General features: G+C 65.0%; 24 protein-coding genes. 14 read left to right on the forward strand and 10 right to left on the reverse strand.

Going from position 1 to position 25,525, the window contains the following annotated elements; genetic code table 11:
* Positions 1–95: 95 nt before the first annotated feature.
* Positions 96–1,247, reverse strand: a complete 1,152-nt coding sequence (locus AC1Q6X_RS26005; protein ID WP_070222978.1) for a GGDEF domain-containing protein — start codon at positions 1,245–1,247, stop codon at positions 96–98.
* Between the two features lie 37 nt (positions 1,248–1,284).
* Entirely contained in the window at positions 1,285–1,560 is a 276-nt protein-coding gene (locus AC1Q6X_RS26010; protein ID WP_070222980.1) for a hypothetical protein, read from the reverse strand.
* A gap of 163 nt (positions 1,561–1,723) precedes the next feature.
* On the opposite strand from AC1Q6X_RS26010, the gene AC1Q6X_RS26015 reads away from it, so the two are divergent.
* Both AC1Q6X_RS26015 and AC1Q6X_RS26020 read left to right on the forward strand, forming a co-directional pair.
* The gene (locus AC1Q6X_RS26015) at positions 1,724–2,500 is read left to right on the forward strand and encodes a spermine/spermidine synthase domain-containing protein (protein WP_070222982.1); all 777 of its coding nucleotides are present in this window, start codon (positions 1,724–1,726) and stop codon (positions 2,498–2,500) included.
* Between the two features lie 153 nt (positions 2,501–2,653).
* A complete protein-coding gene (locus AC1Q6X_RS26020) occupies positions 2,654–5,539 on the forward strand; it encodes a bifunctional diguanylate cyclase/phosphodiesterase (RefSeq protein ID WP_070311452.1) in 2,886 nt (961 codons plus the stop codon).
* A 16-nt stretch (positions 5,540–5,555) separates the two neighbouring features.
* On the opposite strand, the gene AC1Q6X_RS26025 is transcribed toward AC1Q6X_RS26020, so the two are convergent.
* The 5 genes from AC1Q6X_RS26025 to AC1Q6X_RS26045 all read right to left on the reverse strand — a co-directional run bounded on the left by AC1Q6X_RS26025 (position 5,556) and on the right by AC1Q6X_RS26045 (position 10,231).
* Entirely contained in the window at positions 5,556–5,780 is a 225-nt protein-coding gene (locus AC1Q6X_RS26025; protein ID WP_070289679.1) for a hypothetical protein, read from the reverse strand.
* A gap of 22 nt (positions 5,781–5,802) precedes the next feature.
* Positions 5,803–6,684 carry a LysR substrate-binding domain-containing protein gene (locus AC1Q6X_RS26030; RefSeq protein WP_492498840.1) on the reverse strand — a complete coding sequence of 294 codons (882 nt, stop codon included), beginning with the start codon at positions 6,682–6,684 and terminating at the stop codon, positions 5,803–5,805.
* An 81-nt stretch (positions 6,685–6,765) separates the two neighbouring features.
* Positions 6,766–7,383, reverse strand: a complete 618-nt coding sequence (gene trhA, locus AC1Q6X_RS26035) for a PAQR family membrane homeostasis protein TrhA (RefSeq protein ID WP_492498841.1) — start codon at positions 7,381–7,383, stop codon at positions 6,766–6,768.
* 100 nt (positions 7,384–7,483) lie between these two features.
* Positions 7,484–8,977: an NYN domain-containing protein gene (locus AC1Q6X_RS26040; protein ID WP_492498842.1), complete on the reverse strand. Its 1,494-nt coding sequence runs from the start codon at positions 8,975–8,977 to the stop codon at positions 7,484–7,486.
* A gap of 111 nt (positions 8,978–9,088) precedes the next feature.
* Positions 9,089–10,231, reverse strand: a complete 1,143-nt coding sequence (locus AC1Q6X_RS26045) for a dienelactone hydrolase family protein (RefSeq protein ID WP_492498843.1) — start codon at positions 10,229–10,231, stop codon at positions 9,089–9,091.
* 214 nt (positions 10,232–10,445) lie between these two features.
* On the opposite strand from AC1Q6X_RS26045, the gene AC1Q6X_RS26050 reads away from it, so the two are divergent.
* Positions 10,446–10,817 (forward strand): flagellar basal body protein, encoded by a 372-nt coding sequence (locus AC1Q6X_RS26050; protein ID WP_070311456.1) that lies wholly within the window; start codon positions 10,446–10,448, stop codon positions 10,815–10,817.
* Between the two features lie 16 nt (positions 10,818–10,833).
* Here the strand turns inward: AC1Q6X_RS26050 and AC1Q6X_RS26055 are convergent, their stop codons facing one another.
* Positions 10,834–11,442 carry a TetR/AcrR family transcriptional regulator gene (locus AC1Q6X_RS26055; protein ID WP_070311457.1) on the reverse strand — a complete coding sequence of 203 codons (609 nt, stop codon included), beginning with the start codon at positions 11,440–11,442 and terminating at the stop codon, positions 10,834–10,836.
* 140 nt (positions 11,443–11,582) lie between these two features.
* On the opposite strand from AC1Q6X_RS26055, the gene AC1Q6X_RS26060 reads away from it, so the two are divergent.
* Genes AC1Q6X_RS26060 through lipP1 form a run of 3 tightly spaced genes read left to right on the forward strand, consistent with a single transcriptional unit; the run spans position 11,583 to position 14,455 of the window.
* On the forward strand, positions 11,583–12,644 hold the full coding sequence (locus AC1Q6X_RS26060) for a sugar phosphate isomerase/epimerase family protein (protein WP_492498844.1): 1,062 nt from the start codon (positions 11,583–11,585) through the stop codon (positions 12,642–12,644).
* Between the two features lie 12 nt (positions 12,645–12,656).
* Positions 12,657–13,529 carry an alpha/beta fold hydrolase gene (locus tag AC1Q6X_RS26065; protein WP_492498845.1) on the forward strand — a complete coding sequence of 291 codons (873 nt, stop codon included), beginning with the start codon at positions 12,657–12,659 and terminating at the stop codon, positions 13,527–13,529.
* Positions 13,526–14,455: a LipP1 family hormone-sensitive lipase gene (gene lipP1 / locus AC1Q6X_RS26070; protein WP_492498846.1), complete on the forward strand. Its 930-nt coding sequence runs from the start codon at positions 13,526–13,528 to the stop codon at positions 14,453–14,455. Before AC1Q6X_RS26065 ends, lipP1 begins: the two co-directional genes overlap by 4 nt.
* Before the next feature lie 57 nt (positions 14,456–14,512).
* On the opposite strand, the gene AC1Q6X_RS26075 is transcribed toward lipP1, so the two are convergent.
* Entirely contained in the window at positions 14,513–15,049 is a 537-nt protein-coding gene (locus AC1Q6X_RS26075) for a molybdopterin-dependent oxidoreductase (RefSeq protein WP_492498847.1), read from the reverse strand.
* A gap of 27 nt (positions 15,050–15,076) precedes the next feature.
* Positions 15,077–17,071, reverse strand: coding sequence for a TonB-dependent receptor plug domain-containing protein (locus AC1Q6X_RS26080; protein ID WP_492498848.1), 1,995 nt, complete (start codon positions 17,069–17,071; stop codon positions 15,077–15,079).
* Positions 17,072–17,340: 269 nt separating this feature from the next.
* Between AC1Q6X_RS26080 and AC1Q6X_RS26085 the strand changes: the two genes are divergently transcribed.
* The 8 genes from AC1Q6X_RS26085 (at position 17,341) to AC1Q6X_RS26120 (ending at position 25,496) form a co-directional block, all read left to right on the forward strand.
* A complete protein-coding gene (locus AC1Q6X_RS26085; protein WP_492498849.1) occupies positions 17,341–18,165 on the forward strand; it encodes an IclR family transcriptional regulator in 825 nt (274 codons plus the stop codon).
* 51 nt (positions 18,166–18,216) lie between these two features.
* Entirely contained in the window at positions 18,217–19,371 is a 1,155-nt protein-coding gene (locus tag AC1Q6X_RS26090; protein WP_492498850.1) for an acyl-CoA dehydrogenase family protein, read from the forward strand.
* A gap of 11 nt (positions 19,372–19,382) precedes the next feature.
* The gene (locus AC1Q6X_RS26095; RefSeq protein WP_492498851.1) at positions 19,383–20,921 is read left to right on the forward strand and encodes a class I adenylate-forming enzyme family protein; all 1,539 of its coding nucleotides are present in this window, start codon (positions 19,383–19,385) and stop codon (positions 20,919–20,921) included.
* Positions 20,922–20,981: 60 nt separating this feature from the next.
* Positions 20,982–22,148: an ABC transporter substrate-binding protein gene (locus AC1Q6X_RS26100; RefSeq protein ID WP_492498852.1), complete on the forward strand. Its 1,167-nt coding sequence runs from the start codon at positions 20,982–20,984 to the stop codon at positions 22,146–22,148.
* A 104-nt stretch (positions 22,149–22,252) separates the two neighbouring features.
* Entirely contained in the window at positions 22,253–23,125 is an 873-nt protein-coding gene (locus AC1Q6X_RS26105) for a branched-chain amino acid ABC transporter permease (protein ID WP_035817692.1), read from the forward strand.
* Positions 23,122–24,096 (forward strand): branched-chain amino acid ABC transporter permease, encoded by a 975-nt coding sequence (locus AC1Q6X_RS26110; RefSeq protein WP_492498853.1) that lies wholly within the window; start codon positions 23,122–23,124, stop codon positions 24,094–24,096. The genes AC1Q6X_RS26105 and AC1Q6X_RS26110 overlap by 4 nt, the downstream gene beginning before the upstream one ends.
* On the forward strand, positions 24,089–24,802 hold the full coding sequence (locus AC1Q6X_RS26115; RefSeq protein ID WP_070289689.1) for an ABC transporter ATP-binding protein: 714 nt from the start codon (positions 24,089–24,091) through the stop codon (positions 24,800–24,802). Before AC1Q6X_RS26110 ends, AC1Q6X_RS26115 begins: the two co-directional genes overlap by 8 nt.
* Complete coding sequence (locus tag AC1Q6X_RS26120; RefSeq protein ID WP_492498854.1) at positions 24,795–25,496, forward strand: ABC transporter ATP-binding protein; 702 nt, start codon at positions 24,795–24,797, stop codon at positions 25,494–25,496. The genes AC1Q6X_RS26115 and AC1Q6X_RS26120 overlap by 8 nt, the downstream gene beginning before the upstream one ends.
* The last annotated feature ends 29 nt before the right edge of the window (positions 25,497–25,525 follow it).

Genomic DNA, 25,525 nt, shown 5'->3' on the forward strand with positions numbered 1-25,525 from the left:
CTGCATGAAAGGCTCCCGTTTGTCTGATATATACAGTCAGACAGCCGGGGCTGGGGAAGATTCCTGAACTTCCCCTACTTAGCGGGAACAGAGCCTTAGATATCGAGGGTGCTGGCGCCCTGCGCCTCCACCACCCTGTTGCGGCCCGCCTGCTTGGCCGCCTGCAGCGCCTCGTCGGCCCGCTTGAACAGGCTGACGGTGCTGTCTTCGGCGCGGATGGTGGTCACGCCCAGGCTGGCCGTCAGCTGCAGCACGGCACGCTCCGTCTTGACGGGCAGCGCTTCGACGGCGGCGCGGATGCGTTCGGCCACCATCAGCGCATCGGCCAGAGTCGTGCGCGGCAGCTGGATGGCGAATTCGGCGCCGCCCAGGCGGCCCATCAGGTCGCTGTCGCGCAGCTGCTGGCGGCAGGTGTCGACGATGGTTTTGAGCACCGCATCGCCGACCGGATGGCCGTAGCTGTCGTTGACTCTTTTAAAATGGTCGATATTGAGCACCACCAGCGCCGTCGGCAAGCCGGGCCGGCGCGCCAGCGCCATCCACGGCGCCAGCGCCTGGTAAAAGCCGCGCCGGTTCGGCACGCCCGTGGCCGCGTCGAGCACTTCCAGGCGCGCCAGCTCGCCGCCCAGTTTTTCACGCGACAGCAGCAGATAGCCGAAGGCGTTCGTCAGCATCATCAGGTACAGGGCGCCGAAGCCGGCCAGCTGCATCAGCTCCGCATCGAAACCGGGAACGGTGGCGGCAAGCACGCCGCGCGCGGCGATCAGCAAGGACAGCACGCCCATGCTGACGACGAGGAAGCGGCGCAGCATGCTCGCCTCGCGCCATTTCAGGCACAGGGCGGCCACGCCGGCGAGGAAAAAGCCGGCCACGATGAGCGAGCCGCCGGCGCTGCGCAGCAGCGGCGCCACGTCGAACAGGTAGCAGGCGGCAAACAGGGCCACCGACAGGCCCAGCGCCGGCAAGACATAACGTCGCCAGCCGCCGCGCCCGGCCGCCTGCCACAGCGCGCCCGCATCGAGCGCCATGCCGGCAAACAGCAGGCTGTTGCCGAGCAGGATGGAGAGGAAATCGGGCAGCACGCCGCGGAAATACAGCAGGCACCAGGCGATGGCCTGGCATTGCTTGGCCACCGCCCAGGTGGACATGCTGAGCGACTTTTTGCGCTCGTATTCGAAGAAAAACAGGGCCGCGCACAGGCTCAGGTTGCCGAGCGCCAGGGCCAGTACCAGGGTCTTGATATCCATGGGCTACGCCATCGCCGCGCCGCCGCGGCACGCTGTGTCAGATTTCGTGTTCGACATTGGTGCTGCCGTCGCCGATCTTGCTGGCCCACGCCTGCACGAAATACTGCTTTTCCACGTCGCTGGGCGCTTCGTGCCAGAACACGATGAGGGTGCCCTTGTGGTCGTGGATCTGCGCCACTTTTTCAATGAAGCCTACATTGCCGGCCTGGTCCGCCAGCGCCGCCGCGTAGCCGTACACGCGCGTCAGCCGCTCGATGCGGTCAGGCTCCGTAAAACTGTTCGTCGCCGTAATAATGGGGTGATCCAAAAACATGCTTGTCTCCATGGTGCCCGACTGCGCGGCCGTGCCGCCGCGCGCCGTATATCTGCATATACGCATGCTCGGCGCGGATTAATCGGGTATGCTCACGGGAGCTTATCAGATTTCTCTGAATGCAACAAAGCATCTTCCCCAGTCCACTCAGCGAAGTCGTCCCATGCCGGAACACAGAAGCACCACCCCACTTGCCCCGCAGGTGCATACCTGTGGCGACCGGCGCCGCCTGGAATTCCAGCCCGGCATGATCCAGAGCGAAATGCTGCTGTCGCGCCCCGACCATCTGCTGCTGCGCTATGCGCGCGCCATGATGTGCTTTACCCTGTTCGTGCCGCGCCCGCGGCATATCCTGATGGTGGGCCTGGGCGGCGGTTCGCTGCTGAAATTCTGCCACCGCCACCTGCCTGATACGCGCATCACCGTGCTGGAACTGCGCGCCGACGTGATCGCCCTGCGCGAGCAGTTCATGCTGCCGCCCGACGACGCGCGCCTGCGCATCATCGAGACGGATGCCGTCAGCTATATCCGCCAGCATCCGGGCTGCGCCGACGTGCTGCTGCTCGACGGCTACGACGAAACGGGCTTGCCGCCCGCCCTCGGCAGCGCGCGCTTCTATGCGGACTGCCTGCGCGCCCTGCTGCCCGGCGGCGTGCTGGCGGCCAACCTGTTCAGTTATGACGAGCACTATCCCGCCATGCTGGCGCGCCTGATGCTCACCTTCCGCGGCGCCGTCTGTCACTTCGACGGCATCGCCGGCAACAACCGCATCATCTTCGCCGCCAAGCCTGAGCAAGGCCAAGGCGCCGACGGCCGCGCCGTGCGCGTCGTGCGCCTGGTGCGCTGGCGCCGGGTATGCGGCCTGGCTTTCCTGAACCGGCTGCTGCCGGCATGGCAACTGTGGCGTTTGCGCCGGCAATCAGGCGCACGCGACAACTGATAGTCGTCCGCCATGGCCATCTATATTGTTGCTTATTAGCAGCGATCTGGTACAAAATTCGCATGATGGATGTGGTTTATGACAAACTACGGCCTGCGCGGGCCGGCAGGTGCTGCCGAGCAATTGTGTCCATGAAGTGAGATAGGAAAAACCATGCTGCGTGGCCGCCTGCCATTGTCGATTTCCGCCGCGGCCGCGCTGACCTTCGCCTGCGGCGTCAGCGTGACGGCCGTGCTGTTCGCCGCCATCAGCCAGCTCGAATACGACAAGATGAGCCTGAGCCTGCAGCAACGCGCCGGCGCCAGGGTGGCCGCCATCGAGCAGGGACTCGACGACGCGGTCGAGGTACTGACCACGACGAACCAGCTGTTTGCCGCCGTCGTGCCCGTCACGCGCGAACAGTTCCACGACTTCACCACGCCGCTGCTGCAGCGCCACCCGTTCATCCAGGCCTTTAATTTCCACCGCATCGTGCCGCATGCGCAGCGCGCGGCATTCGAAGCCGAGCTGCGGCGCATCGTGCCCGACTACGCCATGATGGAAATGCGCGACGGCGTCATCGTGCCCGCGACGACGCGGGCCAGCTACATGGTGGTCGACTATCTCGAACCCTTGCAGGGCAACCGCCCCGCCTTCGGCCTGAACGTCAGCCCGAGCGGCATGCTGGCGCGCGCGCTGGAACAATCGATCATCAGCGGCCAGACCACCGCCACAGGCCTGCTGACCCTGGCGCAGGGACCGCAGCAGGGCTTCGTCATCGTACGGCCCGTGTACCGCCACGGCGTGCCCCTGCAAACGGTGCAGCAGCGGCGCGCGGCGCTGATCGGCGATACGGCGGCCATCGTGCGCGCTGGCGAACTGGTGCAGAAAATCCTCGCCGGCGCCGACCTGCTGGGCGACCCGCAGCTTGAACTGAGCGTCTATGCCGACGCCGGCGCCGACCCGCGCCAGTTGATCTTCCGGCACGGCCAGGCGCCTGCCGACGAAGCAGGCGTCACCTGGGAGGTGCTGCCGCGCTGGCTGCACTTTGCCTACCACAGCCATTATGACCGTGCTTTTTTTTCCGCCGGCCGGCCCTGGCACGTGCGCGTGGTGGCCCATCCGCGGCCCTTCCTGGCCGACCACCTGGGCTCGCTGTTCACCGTGATCATGGGCTTGCTGTTCAGCTTGCTGACGGCCGCCTTCGTGCAATCGCTGACGCAGCGCTCGCGCCGCGTGCAGCTGCTGGTGGAGCAGCGCACTGCCGACCTCAAGCGCAGCAACGAGCTGCTCAGCGCCGACGTGCGCGCGCGCCAGCGCACGGAACGCGCCCTGCAGGAAAGCGAAAAGCGCTTCCGCCGCCTGCTGGCCTTGTCCTCGGACTGGTACTGGGAGCAGGACGCCAACTTCTGCTTCACCCACATCACCAGCGGCTTCACGGACAAGTCGAACATGCCGCTGGAACGCTTCATAGGCATGACGCGCTGGGACAACAACCCGGAGATGCGCAATTCGCGCTGGGGCAAGCAGCATATCGCCAACCTGGAAGCCCACCTGCCCTTTTCCAACCTCGAATATGCGATGCACGACCGCAATGGCCAGCTGCGCTGGTTCAGCGTCAATGGCGAACCGCTGTTCAACGAGTTCGGCGAATTTCGCGGCTACCGGGGCACGGGTTCCGAAATCACGGAACGCAAGCTGGCCGAGCAGCAAATCCAGCACATCGCCCACCACGACGTGCTGACGGGCTTGCCCAACCGCGCCCTGCTGCGCGACCGCCTGGCGCAAGCGATGGCCCTGTCGCGCCGCAAGAACCGCGCGCTGTGGGTGCTGTTGATCGACCTCGACCGCTTCAAGTTCGTCAACGACAGCCTCGGTCACAAGGCCGGCGACCTGCTGCTGAAAACCATCGCCACGCGCCTGCAGGCCAGCCTGCGCGAAACCGATACGGTGGCGCGCCTGTCGGGCGACGAATTCGTCGCCATCCTGTGCGAACAGGCCGACGAAGCGCTCAGCGCCGCCATCGTGCAGCGCGTGATGGATGCCGTGGCCCAGCCGGTATTACTCGATGGCAAGGAATTCTTCGTCACCTGCAGCATCGGCGTAGCCGTCTACGACATGTCGCGCCACGACGCTCCCGGCGACGTGACCCTGAATGGCGAGACGCAGAACCTGATCGAGCAGGCCGACATCGCCATGTACTGCGCCAAGAAACAGGGCCGCAACAACATCAAGTTCTACACGACGGCCATGAACCAGGCCACCCTGGAGCGTCTGCGCATCGAGACGGCGCTGCGCAACGCCCTGGAGCGCGAACAGTTCGTGCTGCATTACCAGCCGCAGCTGGACCTGGCCAGCGGGCGCATCGTCGGCGTGGAAGCGCTGCTGCGCTGGCAGCATCCGGACCTGGGCATGGTGGCGCCGCAGCGCTTCATCGCGCTGGCGGAAGATACGGGCCTGATCGTGCCGATCGGCGCCTGGGTCATGCGCGAGGCGTGCGCGCAGGTGAAACGCTGGCATGCGGCGGGGCTGGACCCGCTGCGCCTGGCCGTGAACCTGTCGGCGCGCCAGTTCAACGAGCCGAACCTGGTCGCCTCGATCGCCGCAGTGCTGCTGGAAACGGGCCTGCCGCCCGCCTGCCTGGAACTGGAACTGACGGAAAGCCTGTTCATGCACGACGTGGCGCTGGCCGTCAGCCAGCTGCACGACATGAAGGCGCTGGGAGTGCAGCTGTCGATCGACGACTTCGGCACCGGCTATTCCAGCTTCGCCTACCTGCGCACCTTCCCCATCGACGTGCTGAAGATCGACCGCAGTTTCGTCGGCGACGTGGCGCGCGACGCGGACGACGCAGCCATCGTCGTCTCCATCATCGCCCTGGCGCACAATCTGAAACTGCGCGTGGTGGCCGAAGGCGTGGAAACGGCCGAGCAGCTGGACTACCTGCGTCAGCACGGCTGCGACGAGGCGCAAGGCTATTACTTCAGTCACCCGCTGCCTGCGCACGAGGTGGAACTGCTGCTGCGGGCCGAAACGAAGGAAGCGAACGCCGCGGCCTGACGCGCGTGCGCGCAGGCTAGCCGGCCGGCAGCCTGGCGAGCAGCGCCAGTTCCTCCCAGTCGTCAGCAAGACCGGCTGCCGCCAGAAACTCCGCCACGCCCTCGCTGGCGTCGATGTCGGGCGCGCTGCCCGGCTCGGCCCACAGGTTGTCGCATTCGGTGCAAACGACCACCTCCTGCCCCGTCTTTCTGACTTTCGCAAGGATCAGGTCGCCGTATTCGCCGCAGGTGGGACACTGCATGCCCTTCCCCTTCATACCCGGCCTACAGCTTGTGCTGCAGGAATTCGAGAAAGCAGCTGATGCGCTGCGCCAGCTGCGTGTTGCGGTAGTAGACGGCATGGATCTGCTGGCGGTAGCCCGTGTAGAACGGCTGCAGCACATTCACCAGGCGGCCGGCGGCGATATCGTCCTTCGTCATGAAGTCGGACAGGCAGACGATGCCCTGGTCGTGCAGGGCCAGCTGGCGCAGGGTTTCGCCGCTGGAGGCGGCCAGCGCGGGCACGATCTGCAGGCTGTTGCCCGCTGCGTGGCGCAGCGGCCAGTTGTTGCCCAGGTCGTACTGGGCAAAGCCCAGCAGCGCATGGCCGGCCAGCGCTTCCGGCGTGGCCGGTTCGCCGTGGCGCGCCAGATAGGCGGGCGTGGCCAGCACGTGCAGCGGGCTGGCAGTCAGGGCGCGCGCATGCAGGGTCGAGTCGACCAGGGCGCCGATGCGGATGGCGATATCGGTGCGGTGCTCGAGCAGGTCGGCGATCTGGTCGTTGCTGGTCAGCTCCAGGCGGATCTCCGGATACATGGCGCGAAATTCGGCCACGTGGGGCACCACGCAGTGGAGCATGAAGGGCGAAGCGGCATCGACGGACAGCCGCCCGGCCGGCTTCTGGCGGCGGATGCGGATCGACTCTTCCACGTCTTCCATCGAAGCGAGGATGGCGCGCGCCTTGTCCAGGAACAGCTGCCCTTCTTCCGTCAGCTCCATGCGCCGCGTGGTGCGCGTCAGCAGCGACGTGGCCAGCTTGTCTTCCAGGCGCGACAGCGCCCGGCTGACGCCGGAGGTGGTTTGTCCCAGGTGCACGGCGGCCGCGCTCAGGGTGCCGCTGTCGATGACGGTGACGAAGATTTTCAGGTCGTCCGAGTTGATGTCCATTCTTGCCCTTGTTTCACAGATCAGGGCATTATAATGGATTACAGGCAATAGTCAGCGAGGGTGGCCCGGCTGCGCGCTACGTCAGGCAACGTAGAACAAAATGGCGATAAAGTGGCAACTGCTGCCAGCCAGCACGAACAGGTGCCAGATGCCGTGGCCATGGCGCAGCTTGTGATCGGTGGCATAGAAAGCGATACCGCCCGTGTAGCACAGCCCGCCCGCCACCAGCCACAGGAAACCGTTCCACTCGAGCGCCGCCAGCAGCGGCTTGATGCCGATGACGATCAGCCAGCCCATGGCCACGTAAATCACCAGCGACAGGATGCGCGCGCCTTTCGCATACACATATTCCTGCACGATGCCAAACAGCGCCAGGCCCCAGACGACGCCGAACAGCGACCAGCCCCAGGGACCGCGCAGGGTCACCAGCATGAAGGGCGTGTAGGTGCCCGCGATGAGCAGGTAGATGGCGCAATGGTCGAGCCGCTGCAGCACGGCCTTGGCCTTGCCGCGCACGCTGTGGTACAGGGTGGAAGTCAGGTACAGGGTCAGCAGCATGGCCGCATACACGCTGCAGCTGACGATTTTCCAGGGGTCGCCCGTGCGGGCCGCCGCGACGATCAGGATGACGCCGCCGATGGCCGCCAGCGCGGCGCCCACCGTATGGGAAATGCTGTTGAACCGTTCACCGTAGTACATGCTTAACACCGCTTTGCTAAGACGCAACAGACACCCGGGGTCAGACCCGTCGGGACTCGGCGTCCCCGTCTGACCCCAGCCTTCCGCTGCGAGCGGTCAATCAAGCCGCTTCCGCCTTCTTGCGCGCGGGACGGCGTGCCGGGGCCTTGCGCGGGGCCTTGGCCGGCTTGTCTTCCGCCACGACGGCCGCTTCCACCGGCGCCGCCGCAATCACAGGCGCCGCTTCCGCCACGGCTTCAGCCGCCTTTTTGGCCGGCTTCTTCGCCGCTGCCGTCTTGCGCGCCGGCGTGCGCGGCTTGGCCTTCGGCTTCGCTTCGGCGGCCGCTTCCACGATCGCTTCGGCTACAGGTTCAGGCACGGGCGCAGGCATGGCTTCCGCCACCGCCACCTCGACCACCTCGGCACGCGCTTCACGGCCGCCATCGCCGTTCTTGCGGCCGCCACGGCCATTGCGGCGCGAACCGCGCTTGGCGTTGCCCTCTTCCGCCACGACCTCGACTGCGGCTTCGGCCAATTCATGCACGATCTCCGGCTGCGGCGCCGGCGCATACTGCTCGACGGCCGTTTCCACGTCGGCCACCGGCACAAAAGCCTGTGGCGCGGACTCGCCGCGGCGCTGCTCGTTCTGCTTGCGGCCGCCACGGCCATTGCGGCGCGAATCGCGGCGGCTGCCGCCATCGCGGTGATTGCCCTCTTCCGTCGTCGCGCCGGCTTCGCCGCTGGCGATGACGTCACTGGCGACTTCCCCGCTCACGGGCGCAGCGACAGGCACCAGGCCGCTGCTGCGGTAGACATAGGCGCCCGATTTCTCGTCGCGGCCGAATTCCAGCAAGCCGCGCGTCTGCGCTTCTTCCAGCAGGTTGCCGAAGGTGCGGAAACCGTAATACGATTCGCTGAAGTCCGGCTTGCGGCGCTTGATCGCTTCCTTCAGCATCGAGGCCCAGATCTTGCCGCTGTCGCCGCGCTCCGAGACCAGCGCGTCGAAGGTGGCGACGGCCATTTCGATCGCTTCCGTCTTGCGCGACTCGTATTTTTCCTTGCGGCGCACTTCCTCGTCGGGCGAGCGCTTGGCCGCCGGAGTTTCGCGCGCGTCGCGCTTGGCGGCCGTGCGGCGGCTCTCGCGCACCAGGTCATCGTAGAAAATGAATTCGTCGCAGTTGGCCACCAGCAGGTCGGAGGTCGACTGCTTGACGCCCACGCCGATCACCTGCTTGGCGTTTTCGCGCAGTTTCGACACCAGCGGCGAAAAATCGGAATCGCCGCTGATGATGACGAAGGTGTTCACGTGGGCCTTGGTGTAGCACAGGTCCAGTGCATCGACGACGAGGCGGATGTCGGCCGAATTCTTGCCGGACTGGCGCACGTGGGGAATTTCGATCAGTTCGAAGTTCGCCTCATGCATGGTGCCCTTGAAACTTTTATAACGATCCCAGTCGCAATATGCCTTCTTGACAACGATGCTGCCCTTGAGCAGCAAGCGTTCGAGGATGGGCTTGATATCGAATTTTTCGTAATTTGCATCTCGCACGCCGAGCGCGACGTTCTCGAAGTCGCAAAACACGGCCATGCTGAGGTTTTCTGGGGATGACGCCATAAGGGTGAATTCTCGCTGATGATAAGGGCGGACGGGAAGCGCAACGCCTCCCTTTTCGACTAGTATATTCGCCCATCCCCCGTTTCGGCGACAACTATCGTGCGCGGCAGCCTATTGCGCGCCGCCGGCGGCGCTCGCGCTGGCGCCGGCGACGGGCCAAACAACGCTTTCATCGACCGAATACAGCTGGCATGGCAGGCTGCTGCGGCGCTGGCACGAAGCGAGCGCGCGCACATCGGGGCTTTCGCCCTCCTCGGCCCAGCCCCAGGCGCCGCTGGCCGACAAGGCAAAGGCGCGCGGCGCGGTTTTTTCCAGGAAGACGCGGTAGGCGGCGCGGCCCTGCTCTTCCAGGTAGGGCACGGCGGCGATATCGTCCTGCGGCGCGAAATGCGTGGCGGGCGGCGCCGGCGCCTCGGCCACGCGGTAGACCTGGCGCACCGGCATGCCGATCTTCGCCAGGAAGCGCTCGGTAGCGGGCAGCCACACGGCCACCCCATCGCGGCTGCCCAGGGTCAGGTGGGCGTCGCGCTTGAACGGGCCATAGGCCAGCAGCTGCGCCCGGCCGCCTGAACCGGTAAAGGAATTGAACAGCCGCCGCGCCAGCGCCGGCGAAAAATACGAATCATTCGCGCCATACAGCCACAGGCTGGGAATGTGGTTGTAGGCGCCCAGGGTGGCGAAGGTCTTGGTCAGCGCCCCTTGCCAGTCGCAGCCGGGCATGTCGACGCGCAAGCCGCCCGCAAAATTGAGCACGCCGCGCACGCCGGGCACCATCCGTGTGGCCAGTGCCAGCGCCGCCATGCCGCCGTACGACTGCCCCGCGACGACGATGCGCTGCGGGTCGACCCAGCTCTGGCGGCGCGCATACGCGAGTGCGGCGAGCATGTCGCGCGCCTGGCCCTGGGCGTTGCCCAGCATGTCGCAGCCGAAATCGCGGTAGGCGCCCGTGGAGCGCGCAAAGCCGGCGCGCATCGGCAGCATCACGGCATAGCCGCGGCGCACGAACTCGGTCGCCATATAGATGAAGCGCTCGCGCTGCTGCAGCCGGGCCGGGCCGGCCTGCTTGCCGTGATTCATCAGCAGCAAGGGAAACGGGCCGGAGCCGGGGGGACGAAACACCGTCGTCTCCAGCGTCTCGCGCAAGCCGTCGCCGGCCGGCACCATGATGACTTGCTCGTTCAGGCGCGCATCGAGCGGTAGCTGAGAGGGAACAAGCTGGGCTTTCAGGGGCAGGCAAGGCAGGCTGAGCAGCAAACCCAGAAAAATGGGGCGTAACAGGTGGAAAATGACGGACTCCGTGGATGACTTCCCTGCCAGTCTAGGCAGTGAAATGCCACAGAACAATATAAAAAAATTACGTGACGTACATATTTTTTTCGGCAAGCACCTACGGGAAAAATTGTTGCCTTGCGCCACCACACTTTTTCCGCAGACGGGAGTAAACTGGGCGTATTCTGAAGGAGTTGCCATGTCCATATCCGCCCTCACCACCGGTACCTCGGGGCTGACCGCCAACCAGCGCGCGCTGGATGTGGCCGCCAACAATATCGCCAATGCGAATACGCCGGGCTTCCAGCCGCAGCAAGCCCAGTTCCAGGAAGCCAGCCCGGCCGGCACGGGCGTCACCCTCTCCGTCGAGGGGCGCAAGCTGGCCGCCAGCGAAAGCGTCAGCGGCGCCAATGCCAATGCGGCCAAGGCGTCCGAAAGCCGGCCGAACGGCGTGGGCCTCGCTTCCGAACTGACCGATAACCTCGTCTACAAGGCCGGTTTCAACCTGTCGGCGAACGTCGTCAAGGCGGCCGACCAGGCACTGGGCAGCCTGATCGACGTCAAGACTTAAGCACAGTCACTAGCGCTTAGATAGCCTGCTTTTGCATTTCCAGCGCCAATGGCGCCATCGCCGGCGCAATCAGCGCCAGCAGCCGTTCGGCCGGAATGCCGTCGCGCGCCTGCACCGACAAGCCATGCAGCAAGGCCGCATAGTAGTCGCCCAGCGCCTGCACGTCCGCCTCCGCCTTTAATTCCCCCGCCAGCTGCGCCGCGCGCAGGCGCTCGATGACGGCTTGCGTGCGCGCGCGGCGGTGCTGCGCCAGCCAGTCGGCGATGCCCGCGTTTTCCGCGCTCGTGTTGGTGGCGGCCGTGACCACCATGCAGCCTTGCGGCTGGCCGCTGCGCGTATACAGCAGCACGGCTTCTTCCAGCATGCGCGCCACCGCATCGCGCACGTTCAGGCTGGCCGCCAGCGCGTGCACGGCAAACGCGCCCTCTCCCGTTTCATACAGCTCCACGGCTTCGCGGAACAGCTGCTCCTTCGAGCCGAACGCCGCATAGATGCGCGCCGAGGCGATGCCCAGCGCCGCCACCAGGTCCGCCATCGACACACCCTCGTAGCCACGCGTCCAGAACGCGTCGCGCGCTTTTGCCAGCGCCAGCGCGCGGTCGAATTCCCTCGGTCTTCCTGCCATCTTGATCCTCTGCTTGCGAAGTGGCGGCCAGTATAACGCCTGGCGCCCGCGCCGCGTTCGCCATTTATTTTGCATCACGGGCTTGACCGCGCCAACAATTTCGCCTATTCTTTGTCGATCGACAAACAATAGGAGCCGATATGAAAACCATCCAAGGACCAAGCCTGCACCTGGCACAATTCGCCGCCGATACGGCGCCCTTCAACACCCTGCACGCCATCGCCGAGTGGGCGGCCGGCATGGGCTTCAAGGCCCTGCAGATTCCCGCCTGGGATGCGCGCCTGTTCGACGTGGCGCAAGCAGCGCACAGCCAGCAATACTGCGACGACCTCGTTGCCATGCTGGCCAGCCATGGCCTGGTCATCAGCGAACTGACGACGCACATCCTCGGCCAGCTGGTGGCCGTGCACCCGGCCTATGACGCGCTGTGCGACAGCTTCGCCCCGGCACATCTGCACGGCCAGCCGGCGGCGCGCACCGAGTGGGCCATCGAGCAGGTCAAGCTGGCAGCCATGGCGTCGAAACGCCTGGGCCTGACCGACATGGGCACGTTCTCCGGCTCGTTCGCCTGGCCATATCTGTTCCCGTTCCCGCAGCGCCCGCCCGGCCTGATCGAGGCGGCCTTCGACGAACTGGCACGCCGCTGGCTGCCCATCCTCGACGTGTGCGAGGAACAGGGCGTCAACCTGTGCTACGAAATCCACCCGAGCGAAGACCTGCATGACGGCATCAGCTTCGAGATGTTTTACGAGCGCGTAGGCCGCCACCCGCGCTGCAAGATGCTGTTCGACCCCAGCCACTTCGTGCTGCAGCAGTTGAACTACCTGGAATTCATCGATATCTACAAGGACCATATCCGCATGTTCCATGTGAAGGATGCGGAGTTCAATCCGACGGGGCGGCAAGGCATTTACGGCGGCTACCAGTCGTGGGAAAACCGCGCCGGGCGCTTCCGCTCGCTGGGCGACGGCCAGGTCGATTTCAAGGCCATCTTCTCGAAGATGGCGCAAAACGATTACGCGGGCTGGGCCACGCTGGAATGGGAATGCTGCCTGAAGGATCAGGAGGTGGGCGCGCGCGAAGGCGTGGCCTTCATCAATGCCCACATCATTCCCGTCACCGACAAGATCTTCGACGACTTCGCCGGCGCACCCGTCAGCGCACAACAGATCAATACCCTGCTCGGCATCGAGCATCACTAATCAAGGAAACATATGAACGACTTCATTCACGACTACGTCCGCATCGACGGCCAGCGCCTGCATTGCGTCATCGCCGGTCCCGACACCGGCAAACCCGTGCTGCTGATCCCCGGCTGGCCGCAAACCTGGTATGCGTGGCGCCACGTGATGGCGGCGCTGGCCGCCAGCGGCTACCAGGCCATCGCCATCGATCCACCGGGCAGCGGCCACTCGGACCGCCCGGCCGGCGGCTATGACACGGGCGCCGTTGCCGCCACCCTGCACCGCGCCATGCTGGCCCTGGGCCACGCGCAATACGACGTGGTCGGTCACGACATCGGCATGTGGGTCGGCTATGCGCTGGCCAGCGATTTCCCGCAGGCCGTGACGAAACTGGCGCTGACGGAAGCCGTGATTCCCGGTCTGGCGCCCGCGCCGCCGATTTTCGTCGCGCCGTCCGACAACATCTTCCTGTGGCATTTCATGTTCAACCAGGTGCTCGATTTGCCGGAAATGCTCACGGCGGGCAAGGAGCGCGAGTACATCCGCTTCATTTTCGACCGCTGGTCGTACCGCCGCGACAAGGTCGCCGTCGACGTGTATGCGGATGCCTATGCCACGCCGGGCGCCTTGCGCGCCGGCTTCGCCTACTACCGCGCCATACCCGAAACCATCCGTCAAAATCTGGAACGGGCAAAACGCAGCCTGACCATGCCGGTGCTGGCCATCGGCGCCGACCATGCGACCAACGACGCGCCGCTGCTGACCATGCAGGGCAAGGCGGACAATTTGCAAGGCGCCATCGTCGCCGAATGCGGCCACTTCATCATGGAAGAACAGCCGGAAGCGTTCATCGCCCACCTGCTGCCCTTCCTGGCCGGAGAAAAGTCAGGAAACAACGCATGAGCCTCGATCCGCTGATCGCCGCCTGGCTGGAAGAGATAAAAGATGCGCCGCCGCCCGCCTCGCTGGCGGACCTGCGCGCGGCCACGGAAACGGGGTTGCGCCAGCTGCATGGCCCCCTGGAAGACGTCGCATCCATCACCGATTACGTGCTGCCGGGCGAGCATGCGCTGACCTTGCGCGCCTACGTGCCCGCCGGCGCGGACACAAGCAAGCCCCTGCCGGCCATCGTCTTTGCGCATGGCGGAGGATGGTGTCTGTGCTCGCTGGACCTGTACGACAATCCCTGCCGCGCGCTGGCCAACGCCACCGGCTGCGTGATCGTTTCCGTCGACTACCGGCTGGCGCCCGAGCACAAGTTCCCCGTGCCACTGAACGACTTTTACCGCGCGTTGTGCTGGGTCGCCGAACATGCGGCGGCGCTGGGCATCGATGCGAAACGGCTGGCCGTGGGCGGCGACAGCGCGGGCGGCAACCTGGCGGCCGCCGCCGCCCTGATGGCGCGCGACCAGACGGGACCCGCGCTGGCGCACCAGTTGCTGCTGTACCCGGCGCTCGATTTCGCCTTCGACACGGACTCGTACCAGCGCTATGCGGAAGGCCATTCGCTGACGCGGGAAGCCATGCGCTTTTGCTGGTCGGCCTACCTGAACGAGCCGGCCGACGGCGCAAACGCCTACGCGGCGCCCCTGCGGGCAACGTCGCTCAAGGACTTGCCGCCGGCGACGGTGCTGGTATGCGAGTACGACCCGCTGCATGACGAGGGCGAAGCCTATGCGCGGTATTTGCGCGACGACGGCGTGGCGGCGCAATGCGTGCAGCTCGACGGCATGATCCATGCATCGATACACATGCAGGGCTTGGCACCAAAGGCGCGGGGATTGTTCGACGTGGCGGGCCAAGCAATGAACAGTGCCATGTTTGCGTAAATAGTCCACTAGAAAAATGCTGGGGTCTGACCCGGCGGGTCAGACCCCAGCATGCCTCTATTCCACCAATTTGCGCACCTCGATGGCGTTCAGCCACTTCACATGGCGCGGACCCGTGCGGATATCCTTCGCCGAGATGAGGGCGATCTCGCCATCGCTGTCGTCGAGCGCCTTGCCGTTCTTTTCGTAGTAGACGATCACGCCCTCGCCGGCCGGCGAGTTATACAACTCGCCCCAGGAAAACACCACCGCATAGCCATCGGTGGCCGTGGCGATGATGGCGAGCTTCTTGACGTCGTTGTGGCCGGGCGCATCGAGCGCCGCCTTGTCGAGGATGTCGCGCAGGCGCACGCCCTTGTAACTGGTGATGGTTTCGGCCTTGTCACCGTTGTGGCGCGTGACGGCGATGTCCCCGCCATTGGCTTGCGGCAGCCGGCGCAGGTCGGCCACCGTCAGGGTCAACGGCGTTGCCACCTTGCCCGTGACGGCGAGCGCGCGGCTCATGTTCTCGCGCGCCGGCGCCGGGCCGGCCCATGCGGGGACCGCCGCCAGCAGTGCGGCCGAAGCCAAACCAAGGAATATTTTCTTCAACATGCTGTGTCCTTTCATGACAGTGAAAACTCAGAACTGGTATTGCGCATTGGCCAGCCAGGTGCGGCCAGCGCCGGGAAAACCGTCGGCCAGCGCATAGTTGCGGTCAGCCAGATTGCTCACGCCCGCTTCCAGGCTCAAGGCCGGCAAGGGGCGGTACACGGTCTTCAGGTTCACTGTCGTAAAACCGCCAAGCTCCAGCGTGTTCGAAACCCAGCGCCCGCTGTTCGCTTCCGCGATGGCCACCACGTCGACCTGGCGCGCCGCGTGCAGCACGGCGTGCGCCGTCAGCTTGTGGCGCGGCACGTCCGTCAGGCGGATGGCACGGTCGCTGACGTTCTTCATGTCCGTGTACGTGTAGTTGCCGCCGAAATCGAGCCAGGCGCCGGCGCGGCCGCGCACGCCCAGTTCCACGCCGCTGATGTGCGCCCTGCCCGCGTTGCGCATCTGCGCACGCACGCCCGCCACATTCGCCACGCTCTGGATCTTATCCTTCACGTCGCTGTAGAACAGGGCGGCATCGAGCGCCAGCCCGCGCACGGTTGCCTGGTAGCCCAGCTCATAATTCATTGCCTCTTCCGCGCGCAAGGCCGGGTTTTCAATATATGTGCCCAGGCGCTGCGAGTAGCGGTCCTTCAGGGTCGGCAGGCGCGACTTGCGCGCCACGGTGGCGTACACGCGCGATGCAAGACCGGTCTTGTGGAACAGGCCCGCCTGCAGGTCGGTGGCCGATTGATTCTCGGGCAAGGTATACGCATTGCCGGCGCTGTAGACGGTGTCCGGGCGCAGTGCATTGCGCGACACGCCCAGCGACAGTTCCGTCGCCGCATTGAGGGCGATGCTGTCTTCCGCGCCCAGCGTCCACAGGGCATCCTTGTACCAGGTGGTGCGCACGCCCCTGGCGCCCAGTTCCTGGTGCTCGTCGGCCTTGTAGCTGGCCACAAAACGCAGGCTGTGCGCGGCCAGGCGGAACGATTCGAGTTCCACCGCGCCGCCGTTCGTGCGGTCGTTATAGATGCTGCGCCCGCCGCTGACGCTGCCCTGGCCGCTGGTCTTCAGGGTCGCGTAGCTGCCGTTTGTATAGGAGGTGATTTCATTGTCGTAGCTGTCGTGGTACAGGCGCAGTTTCAGGCGTTCCTGCTGGCCCAGACGCGTCTGCGAGACGAGATACACGCTTTCCTTGTTCCAGTACGGCCACTGCCAGTAGCGCGCGCCGACGGGATTGGTCGATGGCGGCTGGCCCTTTTCGCCATGCTGCTTGTAGTAGCTGAGCGCATATTCATCGCCCGCGTGCGCGCCATCGGGCGTCAGGCCCACCTTGAACGACACCTTATGGTCCTTGCGATAGGCGTTATTGCGCATGCCGCCGTCTTCCGTGGCCGTGGGGCGGAAGTCGGACGACAGGGGAAAGCCGTCGCTGTCGATGTAGGACACGCCCGCCTGCAGATACCACAGGCCCTGATTCGTGCCCACGTTGGCCGACACCTGGCGCTCGCTGCCCGAACCGAATCCCACTGACGCATCGCCTTCCATCAAAGCCGTCGGTTTGCGCGACACCAGGTTGATGGCGCCGCCCAGGGTATTGGCGCCGTAGGCCACGGAACTGAAGCCCTTGGCCACCTGGATGGCGGCCAGGTCGGCCGTCGTAAATCGGTTGAAATCGACATAGCCGTCATACGGCACGTAGACGGGAATGCCGTCGATGTACAGCGGCACCTGGCGCGCATCGAAGCCGCGGATGGCGACGGTTTTCTCATTGCGCGCATTGGTCGACAGCGACACGCCGGACAGCAAATTCAATGCGTCGCCCACGTTGTCGCGGTTAAAGCGGCGCATCTCGGCGCGGCTCACCTGCGTGCCCACCTGCTGTTCCAGCTGGCCGGCCTGCTCGCGCTGGCCGATCACCGTCACCGTGCCCAGCACGAACGGCGCAGCCTCATCTTTGCCTGCTGTCTGCTGCGCCTGCACCGTCTGCGCCAGCGCCAGCATCACGGCGCCTGCCATTACCTGTTTCACCATCGTCATCTTGTTCTCTTCCGTTATATATCGTTTTATATAGCGATATGCAAAAAAGCGGCCACTCGTGCGGCGGCCGTCATCCAACAGCGCAATATACAGACGTATATAGCGATGCTCAAGCGGGGAGAGGCAAAACGGGCGCGCAAGTCAATTTCCCGGCGATTTTTCATGCACCGCACCATTTCGCTGTGCGAACGAATGTTTCACAAAACGGTTGACATGCGGGAGCCGGCTAGGCAAACTGATTTCCAGGGAGCCAGCAAATGAATGCAAATATGACAAATATTCAGGCCGCAGCAGATCCGGAAATCATCGTCTTCAGCGATGACGAAGAAGGCAAGGACCGCCAGTTCGTCAACGCGCTGGCGCGCGGCCTCGAAGTGCTGCGGTGCTTTCGCCCCGGCGAAGTCTTCCTGTCGAATGCGGACATGGCCAAGCGCACGGGCATCCCCAAACCCACCATTTCGCGCCTCACCTACACCCTCACCAAACTCGGCTACCTCAATTATTCGGACAGCCTGGGCAAGTACCAGCTGGGCGCCGGCGTGCTGGCCCTCGGCTACCGCATGCTGTCGAACCTGGACGTGCGCAAGATGGCGCGCCCGCTGATGGAGGAACTGGCCGAACATGCGCAGGCCTCTGTCTCGCTGGGCACGCGCGACCGCCTCAGCATGGTGTACGTGGAAACGTGCCGCAGCAGCGCCAACGTCACGCTGCGCCTCGACGTCGGCTCGCGCATTCCCCTGATGACGACGGCCATGGGCAAGGCCCTGCTGTGCATCTTGCCGCAGGCCGAGCGCGACTATCTGATGGACCATGCGCGCGTGCACGAAACGGAACGCTGGCCGCGCATCAAGGCCGGCATCGAGCAAGGCTTCAAGGATTACCAGGACCGGGGCTTTTGCATCTCGGCCGGCGAATGGCAGAACGACGTGCATGCCGTGGGCGTGCCCATGCTGGGCGCCGACGGCGAACAGGTGATGGCCTTCAATTGCGGCGGCCCCGCCTTTTTGCTGTCGCGCGAAAAACTCGAATCGGACCTGGGTCCGCGTCTGGTGGCCCTGGTCAGGACAGTGGAAAAAAACCTGGGCCGCGGTTAGACTGCGCGCCCCCTCTCAACAACAGATCAAATCAAAGCGCCGAGGAACCCGATGATACGCGACGAAGAAACCCTGAACATCCTGCTCGACAGCATCGCCCGTTTCGTGCGCGAAGTGCTGGTGCCGAACGAGGCGCTGGTGGCTGAAACGGACACGATCCCGCCCGCCATCGTGGCGCAGATGCGCGAACTGGGCCTGTTCGGCCTGTCCATTCCGGAAGCCTACGGCGGCCTGGAACTGAGCATGGAAGAGGAAGTGCGCGTCGCGTTTGAAATCGCCCGCACCTCGCCCGCCTTCCGCTCGCTGATCGGCACGAACAACGGCATCGGTTCGCAAGGCATCGTCATCGACGGCACGGAAGCGCAAAAACAATACTATCTGCCCAAGCTGGCGGCCGGCGAGATCATCGGCTCCTTCGCGCTGACGGAAGCGGGATCGGGCTCCGATGCCGCCTCGCTGCGCACCTCGGCCGTGCACGACGGCGACTTCTATATCCTCAACGGCAGCAAGCGCTACATCACCAACGCGCCCGAAGCGAGCATCTTTACGGTCATGGCCCGCACGGACCCCGTCAAGCGGGGCGCCTCGGCCATTTCCGCCTTCATCGTGGAAAAGGATACGCCGGGCCTGTCCCTGGGAAAAATAGATAAGAAAATGGGCCAGCAAGGCGCGCATACCTGCGACGTCATCTTTGAAAATTGCCGCGTACCGGCCGCGAACGTCATCGGCGGCAAGGAAGGCGTGGGTTTCAAGACGGCCATGAAGGTGCTCGACAAGGGCCGGCTGCACATCGCCGCCGTCTGCGTGGGCGCGGCCGAACGCATGCTGGCCGACGCCCTCGCCTACGCGATGGAACGCCAGCAGTTCGGCCAGCCCATCGCGGAATTCCAGCTGATCCAGGCCATGCTGGCCGACAGCAAGGCGGAAATCTACGCGGCGCGCAGCATGGTGCTCGACGCGGCGCGCCGGCGCGACAACAAGGAAGACATCTCGACGGAAGCGTCGTGCTGCAAGCTGTTCGCCTCCGAAATGTGCGGCAGAGTCGCTGACCGCTCCGTGCAGATCCACGGCGGCGCCGGCTACATCAGCGAATACGCGGCCGAGCGTTTCTACCGCGACGTGCGCCTGTTCCGCATCTACGAAGGCACGACGCAGATCCAGCAGATCGTCATCGCCCGCAACATGATCAAGGCGGCGCAAAAGTGAAGGAGGCCGCGATGGACATTCCCGCCCTGCTGGCCCACTTGCCGGCGCGCCTGTCGGCCATCTCCATCTATTGGGCGACGCGCGCGCCCGACGCGCCCGCGCTGCATGAAGCTGGCCGCAGCTGGACCTACGCCCAGCTGCAGCACGGTGTGGAAAGCGCCGCGCAGCTGCTGCGCCAGCTGGACGTGCGCGCCGGTGACCGCCTGATGGTGGTGGGCGAGAACTGCGCGCTGCAGGTGGCGCTGATTTTTGCTGCCGCCAGCATCGACGCGTGGATCGTCAACGTCAATGCGCGCCTGTCGGCGCGCGAGATCGACACCATCGCCGCGCACAGTTCGGCGCGGCGCGTGCTGCTCCTGGCCGGCGCCTCGCCGGAAGCGGCCGCGCATGCGGCGCGTCTGGGCGCGGCCAGCGCCACGGTCGACGGCATGGGCGAGCTGCTGGTGGGCGACTTGAACGAGGCGGCCATCGCGGAAGACACGGTGCCCGGCAACGAACAGGTTGCCGCGCTGATCTACACGACGGGCACCACCGGGCAGTCGAAGGGCGTGATGCTCACGCACCGCAACCTGCTGTTCATCGCCGCCGTCTCCAGCACCCTGCGCGGCCTGACCAGCAGCGACCGCGCCTACGGCGTGCTGCCGATTTCGCACGTGTACGGCCTGGCCTCGGTGGCCCTGGGCACCCTGTATGCGGGCGCCGCACTGTACCTGGTGCCGCGCTTTTCCGTCGACGGCCTGCTCTCGGCACTGAAGGACGATGAACTGACCATCGTGCAGGGCGTGCCCGCCATGTACGCCAAGCTGCTGCAAACCCTGGGCGGCGCCGATACGCCGCTGCCCACGCGGCTGCGCTTTGCGTATGCGGGCGGCTCGCCGCTGGCGCCGTCGCTCAAGCACGAGGTGGAAAAGCTGCTGGGCACCGCGCTGCACAATGGCTACGGCATGACGGAAAGCGCCCCCACCATCAGCCAGACGCGCCCGGAAACGCCGCGCCGCGACGATTCGGTGGGCATGCCGATCCCCGGCGTGGAAGTGCGCGTGGTCGACGTGGCCGGCCGGGACGTGACGCCGGGCCAGCCGGGGGAACTGTGGATACGCGGGCCGAACATCATGGCCGGCTATTACCGCGAACCGGCCATGACGGCGGCCACCATGCGCGACGGCGGCTGGCTCAATACGGGCGACATGGCGCGCCAGGATACGGACGGCGCCCTGTTCATCGTGGGCCGCACCAAGGAACTGATCATCCGCTCCGGCTTCAATGTGTATCCGCTGGAAGTGGAAACGGCCCTGAACGCCCACGCTTCCGTGGTGCAGTCGGCCGTGGTCGGGCGCACCCTGGCCGATGGCAACGAGGACGTCATCGCCTATGTGGAGCTGGACCCGCGCCAGCCCGCCAGCGTGGCAGAATTGCAGGCCTGGCTGGCGCAGACCCTGTCGCCTTACAAGTGCCCGTCCGCCATCATCGTCATGGAAGCGCTGCCGGCAGCGGCCACGGGCAAGATTTTAAAGGGGCAGCTGCGGCAAATGGCGCAGAATGCACGATAAGTTGACCATGTAGTAGCAGACACGACAATAAAACCAAGCCACATCACCGGAGGAGACACGATGAAACGCACCTATACACGCATCGCCATGGCAGCGCTGGTTGCCAGCGCCTGGATGGCACAGGCCAGCGCCGACGAATTCCTGGTCGGCGCGGAAATCCCGCTGACGGGCAACCTGGCGCGGGTCGGCGCCGGCATGCAGGAAGGGATCATGGTCGCGGCCGAGGTATTCAACAAGACCAACGGCAAGCACACCATCAAGATCATCACCGTCGACGACGAATCGGCGCCCGCCAAGGCCATCGCCGCCGTGGAAAAGCTGGCCAGCCAGGGCGTGGTGGCCATCACGGGCGGCTACGGCTCGAACAATATCTCGCCCGCCTCGGACACGGCCAATAAACTGGGTCTGGTCTACATCACCTCGGGCGGCGTGGACGACAGCCTGGTGGCCAGCGGACGCAAGAATTTTTTCCGCATCAATAACACGGCCGGCTACGAAAAAGCCATGCTGGGACTGCTGCAGGATGTGGGCGCCAAGTCCGTCTCCATCGTGTATTCGACCAAGGATGCCACCACGGGCCTGGCCAAGGACGTGGAAAAGGCCCTGGCCGCCAGGGGCGTGAAGGTGACGACGCACTCGTTCGACCCGGCCATTACCGACTTCAAGCCCATCATCAACAAGATCAAGCTGCAGGATAAATCCGAAGTGGTGGCCATGGTCGGCTACGAAAACGACTACGTGGGCATCATCCGCGCCGCCCGCGTGCTGAAACCGAAGATCAAGGCCATGGTGGGCGTGTGGTCGCTGGCCACGCCGAAGATGGCGGCCGACTTCCCCGACCTGATGCCGAACGTCTTCGGCACGGCCCTGCTGCCCTTCCCGACCGAATTCAAGACGGCCGACGGCAAGGCCTTCAGCGACGCCTACAAGCAGCTGTACAAGAAGGAGCCGGACTACCTCGGCCAGTTCGGCTATGTGCAGTCGATGCTGCTGTTCGAAGCGATCGCGCGCGCGGCCGACAAGGGCACGCTCAAGAAAGGCGGCGTGGCCGACGAGATGCGCAAGACGGACCGCGAAACCCTGATCGGCCGCGTGCAGTTCGCCGCCAACGGCGACAACCAGAACTTCGTGCACCGCATGGCGCAGCACCAGGACAAGAAAGTGGTGATCGTCTGGCCGAAGGAACACGCGACGGGCAAGCTGAACTATCCTGCCCTACCCTGGTAAGCAGCCTCCCGCTGCACACGCGCGCGCCCGCCGGGCGTGCACCGATGAACGGCGGTCCTGGTGCCTCTTCGCGATGCGCCTGGGCCGCCTGACGGGATGACGAAATGACAGAATTAATCTTGCAAGCCCTGTATTCGGGCTTGCTGCAGGGCGGCTCCTACGCCCTGATCGCACTGGGACTGGCGCTGGTCTTCGGCACCATGAAAGTGATCAACCTGGCGCACGGCGAACTGGTGCTGCTGGCCGCCTACATCGCCTACAGCGTGGAATCGGGCCTGGGTCTGGGGCCGATGTTCGCCATTCCCATCGCGCTGGTGATCGTCAGCCTGACGTCCGTGGGCGTCTACCTGATCGTCAGCCGCATCAAGAAGGACCGCGAAATCAATTCGCTGATCCTCACCTACGGCATCGGCGTGATCCTCACCAATTTCATTTTGCTGGTCTGGAAGGCCGACATCCGCTCGACCTCGTCGAGCTGGCTGCAGGAAGGCTTCGAGATCGGCCCGTTTTTCAGCATGCGCAGTGAAGTGATTTTCTTCGGCGTCAGCCTGGTGCTGATGGCGGCCCTGTGGCGCTGGCTGTCGACCAGCTGGTATGGCCGCGCCGTGCGCGCCGTGTCCAGCAACCGCGACGCGGCCAAGCTGATGGGCATCGATCCGGGCCGCACAGAACTGGTCTCGTTCCTGGTCGCCGGCATCCTGGCCGCCTTCGCCGGCGTCGCCTTGTTCAGCTATGGCGTGATCCAGCCTGCCTACGGCGGCGCGCTGACGGTGAAAGCCTTCATCATCACGGTACTGGCCGGCATCGGCTCGATTCCCGGCGTGCTGCTGGCCGCCGTGCTGCTGGGCGTGGCAGAAGCCTTGACCGTCACCCTGGCCAGCTCCGCGCTGCAGGAATTGTCGGGCATGGTGCTGTTCCTGCTGGTGCTGTTCATCATGCCGAACGGCCTGTTCGGCGCACAACGGAGGCGCGGATGAAGCGCTCGACTTTGATTTTCACGGCAGTCCTGCTGCTGGCCGCGTATGTCGCCGTGCCGCTGGCCCTGGGCGCCAACCAGTATGTGATGAGCATGGTGGTGGCGGCCCTGATCATCGGCGGCGTGGCCATGTCCTGGGCCCTGCTGGGCAACCTGGGCGGCATGGTCAGCTTCGGCCATGCGGCGTTCTTCGGCGTGGGCGCGTATGTCTCCGCGCTGGCCACCGTGAAACTGGGCTTGCCCGTGTTTGCCGCCATGCTGCTGGGCGGCGCGGGCGCGGCCATCGCCGCCGTCATCATGCTGCCCGTGCTGCGGCTGCGCGGGCCGTATTTTGCGCTGGCCATCCTCGCCTACGCCCACATCTTCCGCATCCTGGCCACGGAATGGAGTGCCGTGACGGGCGGCGCCGGCGGCATCAACAATATCCCGGCCTTACCCACCGTTTTCGGCTTCGACCTGGCCAGCAAGACGGGCGCCTACCTGGTCGTGCTGACCCTGGTGGTGGCGTGCGCCTTTGCCTACAGCCGCATCCGCGCCAGCCACTACGGCATCGCCCTGCGCGCCATGCACGACAGCGAGGACGCCACGCGCGTCGTCGGCGTCAACAGCACCTTGCTGAAAGGCGCGATGCTGCTCGTGTCGGCCTTCATGGCGGGCCTGTTCGGCGCCTTCAACGCCCACTACATCAACTTCCTCGAGCCCGACTACGCCTTCAACAGCCTGTGGGTGACCTTGCCGATCGTGGCGGCCATCTTCGGCGGCTACCGCACGATACTCGGCCCCGTGCTGGGCGCCGTCGTGGTCTACCTGGTCGACCAGCTCATTTTCAAGTCGCTGATCCCCACGGGCCACCAGCTGGTGCTGGGCGTGCTGCTGGTGGCGATGATCGTCTTCAGCCCGAACGGCTTGCTGCCGCTGCTGCAAAAATGGCTGAAAAACACCTTCAAAACGAAGGAGAAACAACATGCTTGAACTCGATAATGTGTCCGTGCGCTTCGGCGGCCTGACGGCCGTCGATTCTGTCACGTTAAAAGTGGGCAGCCACGACGTGATCGGCCTGGTGGGCGCGAACGGCGCCGGCAAGACCACCCTGTTCAACGCCATTTCCGGCCTGGTGCGCCCCACCGGCGGCAGCATCCGCTTCGAGGGACGCGACATCATGGCCACGCCCATGTATCAGCGCGCGCGCCTGGGGCTGGGCCGCACCTTCCAGATCCCGCAACCGATGCATGAATTGACGGTGCGCGAAAACCTCGTCGTGGCGCAGCGCTTCGGCACGGGCAAGGTGGACATGCGCAAGATCGATGAAATCCTCGATTTCACGAGCCTGGCGGACAAGGCGCAACGCGACGCGGCCAGCGAACTGGCGCTGACGGAATTGAAAGCGCTGGAAGTGGCCAAGGCGCTGGCCACCAATCCGAAACTGCTGCTGTTAGACGAAGTGCTGGCGGGCCTGGAAACGAACGGCAAGCGCCGCTTCATGGGCATGCTCAAGGACTTGCACGCCGCCTTTGGCGTGGGCATCGTCATGATCGAGCACGACATCGAGACCATCAGCAATCTGTGCCAGCGCGTGGCCGTGCTCAATTTTGGCCAGCTGATCGCCGACGGCACGCCCGATTGCGTCTTCCGCGATCCGGCCGTCATCGAAAGCTATACGGGAGCAGCGCATGCTTAACATAGAAAATCTGCGCGCCGGCTATGGCGCCATCAATGTGCTGTGGGACGTGTCGCTCTCGATCCAGAAGGGCAAGCTGACCACCATCATCGGCCCGAACGGGGCCGGCAAGACGACCCTGCTGCGCGCCATCATGGGTTTGCTGCCTGTGGGCGCGGGCAGCATCGCGCTCGACGGCACACCCATCAACGGCACGCCCACCTGGAAGATGAGCGATGCGAGGGTCACGATGATCCCCGAGGGGCGCATGACGTTCCGCGACATGAGCGTGGAAGAAAACCTGATCATGGGCGCGTTTCCGAAGGAGCACCGCAGCCACATGCCGGCGCGCCTGGCCGAAGCCTACGCCATGTTCCCGCGCCTGCACGAGAGGCGCCGCCAGCTGGCCGGCTCGCTCTCCGGCGGCGAGGCGCAGATGCTAGCGATGGCGCGGGGATTGATGTCGGATCCGTCGTTATTGATCATCGACGAGCCGTCGCTGGGCCTGGCGCCGCTGGTGGTCAACGAGCTGTTCGAGATCCTCGCGCGCCTGAACGACGGCAAGCGCACCATCATTTTAGTGGAGCAGAACACGGCGCGCGCCGTCGGCGTGGCCGATCACGTCTACCTGATGCAAAGCGGTAAGGTGGCGCTGTCGCAGGCGGCGGTTGATGTCGACCTCGAACATCTGCATGCGCTGTATTTTGCACGCTGAGCGGCATGGCCGCCGCCGAGGTTGAGCGG

This window comes from Janthinobacterium sp. GW823-FHT06H09, from assembly GCF_058794735.1.

Coding starts and splice junctions, on each gene's coding strand:
- AC1Q6X_RS26005 (WP_070222978.1), bottom strand. CDS start 1,247: ATGGATATCAAGACCCTGGTACTGGCCCTGGCGCTCGGCAACCTGAGC.
- AC1Q6X_RS26010 (WP_070222980.1), bottom strand. CDS start 1,560: ATGTTTTTGGATCACCCCATTATTACGGCGACGAACAGTTTTACGGAG.
- AC1Q6X_RS26015 (WP_070222982.1), top strand. CDS start 1,724: ATGCCGGAACACAGAAGCACCACCCCACTTGCCCCGCAGGTGCATACC.
- AC1Q6X_RS26020 (WP_070311452.1), top strand. CDS start 2,654: ATGCTGCGTGGCCGCCTGCCATTGTCGATTTCCGCCGCGGCCGCGCTG.
- AC1Q6X_RS26025 (WP_070289679.1), bottom strand. CDS start 5,780: ATGCAGTGTCCCACCTGCGGCGAATACGGCGACCTGATCCTTGCGAAA.
- AC1Q6X_RS26030 (WP_492498840.1), bottom strand. CDS start 6,684: ATGGACATCAACTCGGACGACCTGAAAATCTTCGTCACCGTCATCGAC.
- trhA (WP_492498841.1), bottom strand. CDS start 7,383: ATGTACTACGGTGAACGGTTCAACAGCATTTCCCATACGGTGGGCGCC.
- AC1Q6X_RS26040 (WP_492498842.1), bottom strand. CDS start 8,977: ATGGCGTCATCCCCAGAAAACCTCAGCATGGCCGTGTTTTGCGACTTC.
- AC1Q6X_RS26050 (WP_070311456.1), top strand. CDS start 10,446: ATGTCCATATCCGCCCTCACCACCGGTACCTCGGGGCTGACCGCCAAC.
- AC1Q6X_RS26055 (WP_070311457.1), bottom strand. CDS start 11,442: ATGGCAGGAAGACCGAGGGAATTCGACCGCGCGCTGGCGCTGGCAAAA.
- AC1Q6X_RS26060 (WP_492498844.1), top strand. CDS start 11,583: ATGAAAACCATCCAAGGACCAAGCCTGCACCTGGCACAATTCGCCGCC.
- AC1Q6X_RS26065 (WP_492498845.1), top strand. CDS start 12,657: ATGAACGACTTCATTCACGACTACGTCCGCATCGACGGCCAGCGCCTG.
- lipP1 (WP_492498846.1), top strand. CDS start 13,526: ATGAGCCTCGATCCGCTGATCGCCGCCTGGCTGGAAGAGATAAAAGAT.
- AC1Q6X_RS26075 (WP_492498847.1), bottom strand. CDS start 15,049: ATGTTGAAGAAAATATTCCTTGGTTTGGCTTCGGCCGCACTGCTGGCG.
- AC1Q6X_RS26080 (WP_492498848.1), bottom strand. CDS start 17,071: ATGACGATGGTGAAACAGGTAATGGCAGGCGCCGTGATGCTGGCGCTG.
- AC1Q6X_RS26085 (WP_492498849.1), top strand. CDS start 17,341: ATGACAAATATTCAGGCCGCAGCAGATCCGGAAATCATCGTCTTCAGC.
- AC1Q6X_RS26090 (WP_492498850.1), top strand. CDS start 18,217: ATGATACGCGACGAAGAAACCCTGAACATCCTGCTCGACAGCATCGCC.
- AC1Q6X_RS26095 (WP_492498851.1), top strand. CDS start 19,383: ATGGACATTCCCGCCCTGCTGGCCCACTTGCCGGCGCGCCTGTCGGCC.
- AC1Q6X_RS26100 (WP_492498852.1), top strand. CDS start 20,982: ATGAAACGCACCTATACACGCATCGCCATGGCAGCGCTGGTTGCCAGC.
- AC1Q6X_RS26105 (WP_035817692.1), top strand. CDS start 22,253: ATGACAGAATTAATCTTGCAAGCCCTGTATTCGGGCTTGCTGCAGGGC.
- AC1Q6X_RS26110 (WP_492498853.1), top strand. CDS start 23,122: ATGAAGCGCTCGACTTTGATTTTCACGGCAGTCCTGCTGCTGGCCGCG.
- AC1Q6X_RS26115 (WP_070289689.1), top strand. CDS start 24,089: ATGCTTGAACTCGATAATGTGTCCGTGCGCTTCGGCGGCCTGACGGCC.
- AC1Q6X_RS26120 (WP_492498854.1), top strand. CDS start 24,795: ATGCTTAACATAGAAAATCTGCGCGCCGGCTATGGCGCCATCAATGTG.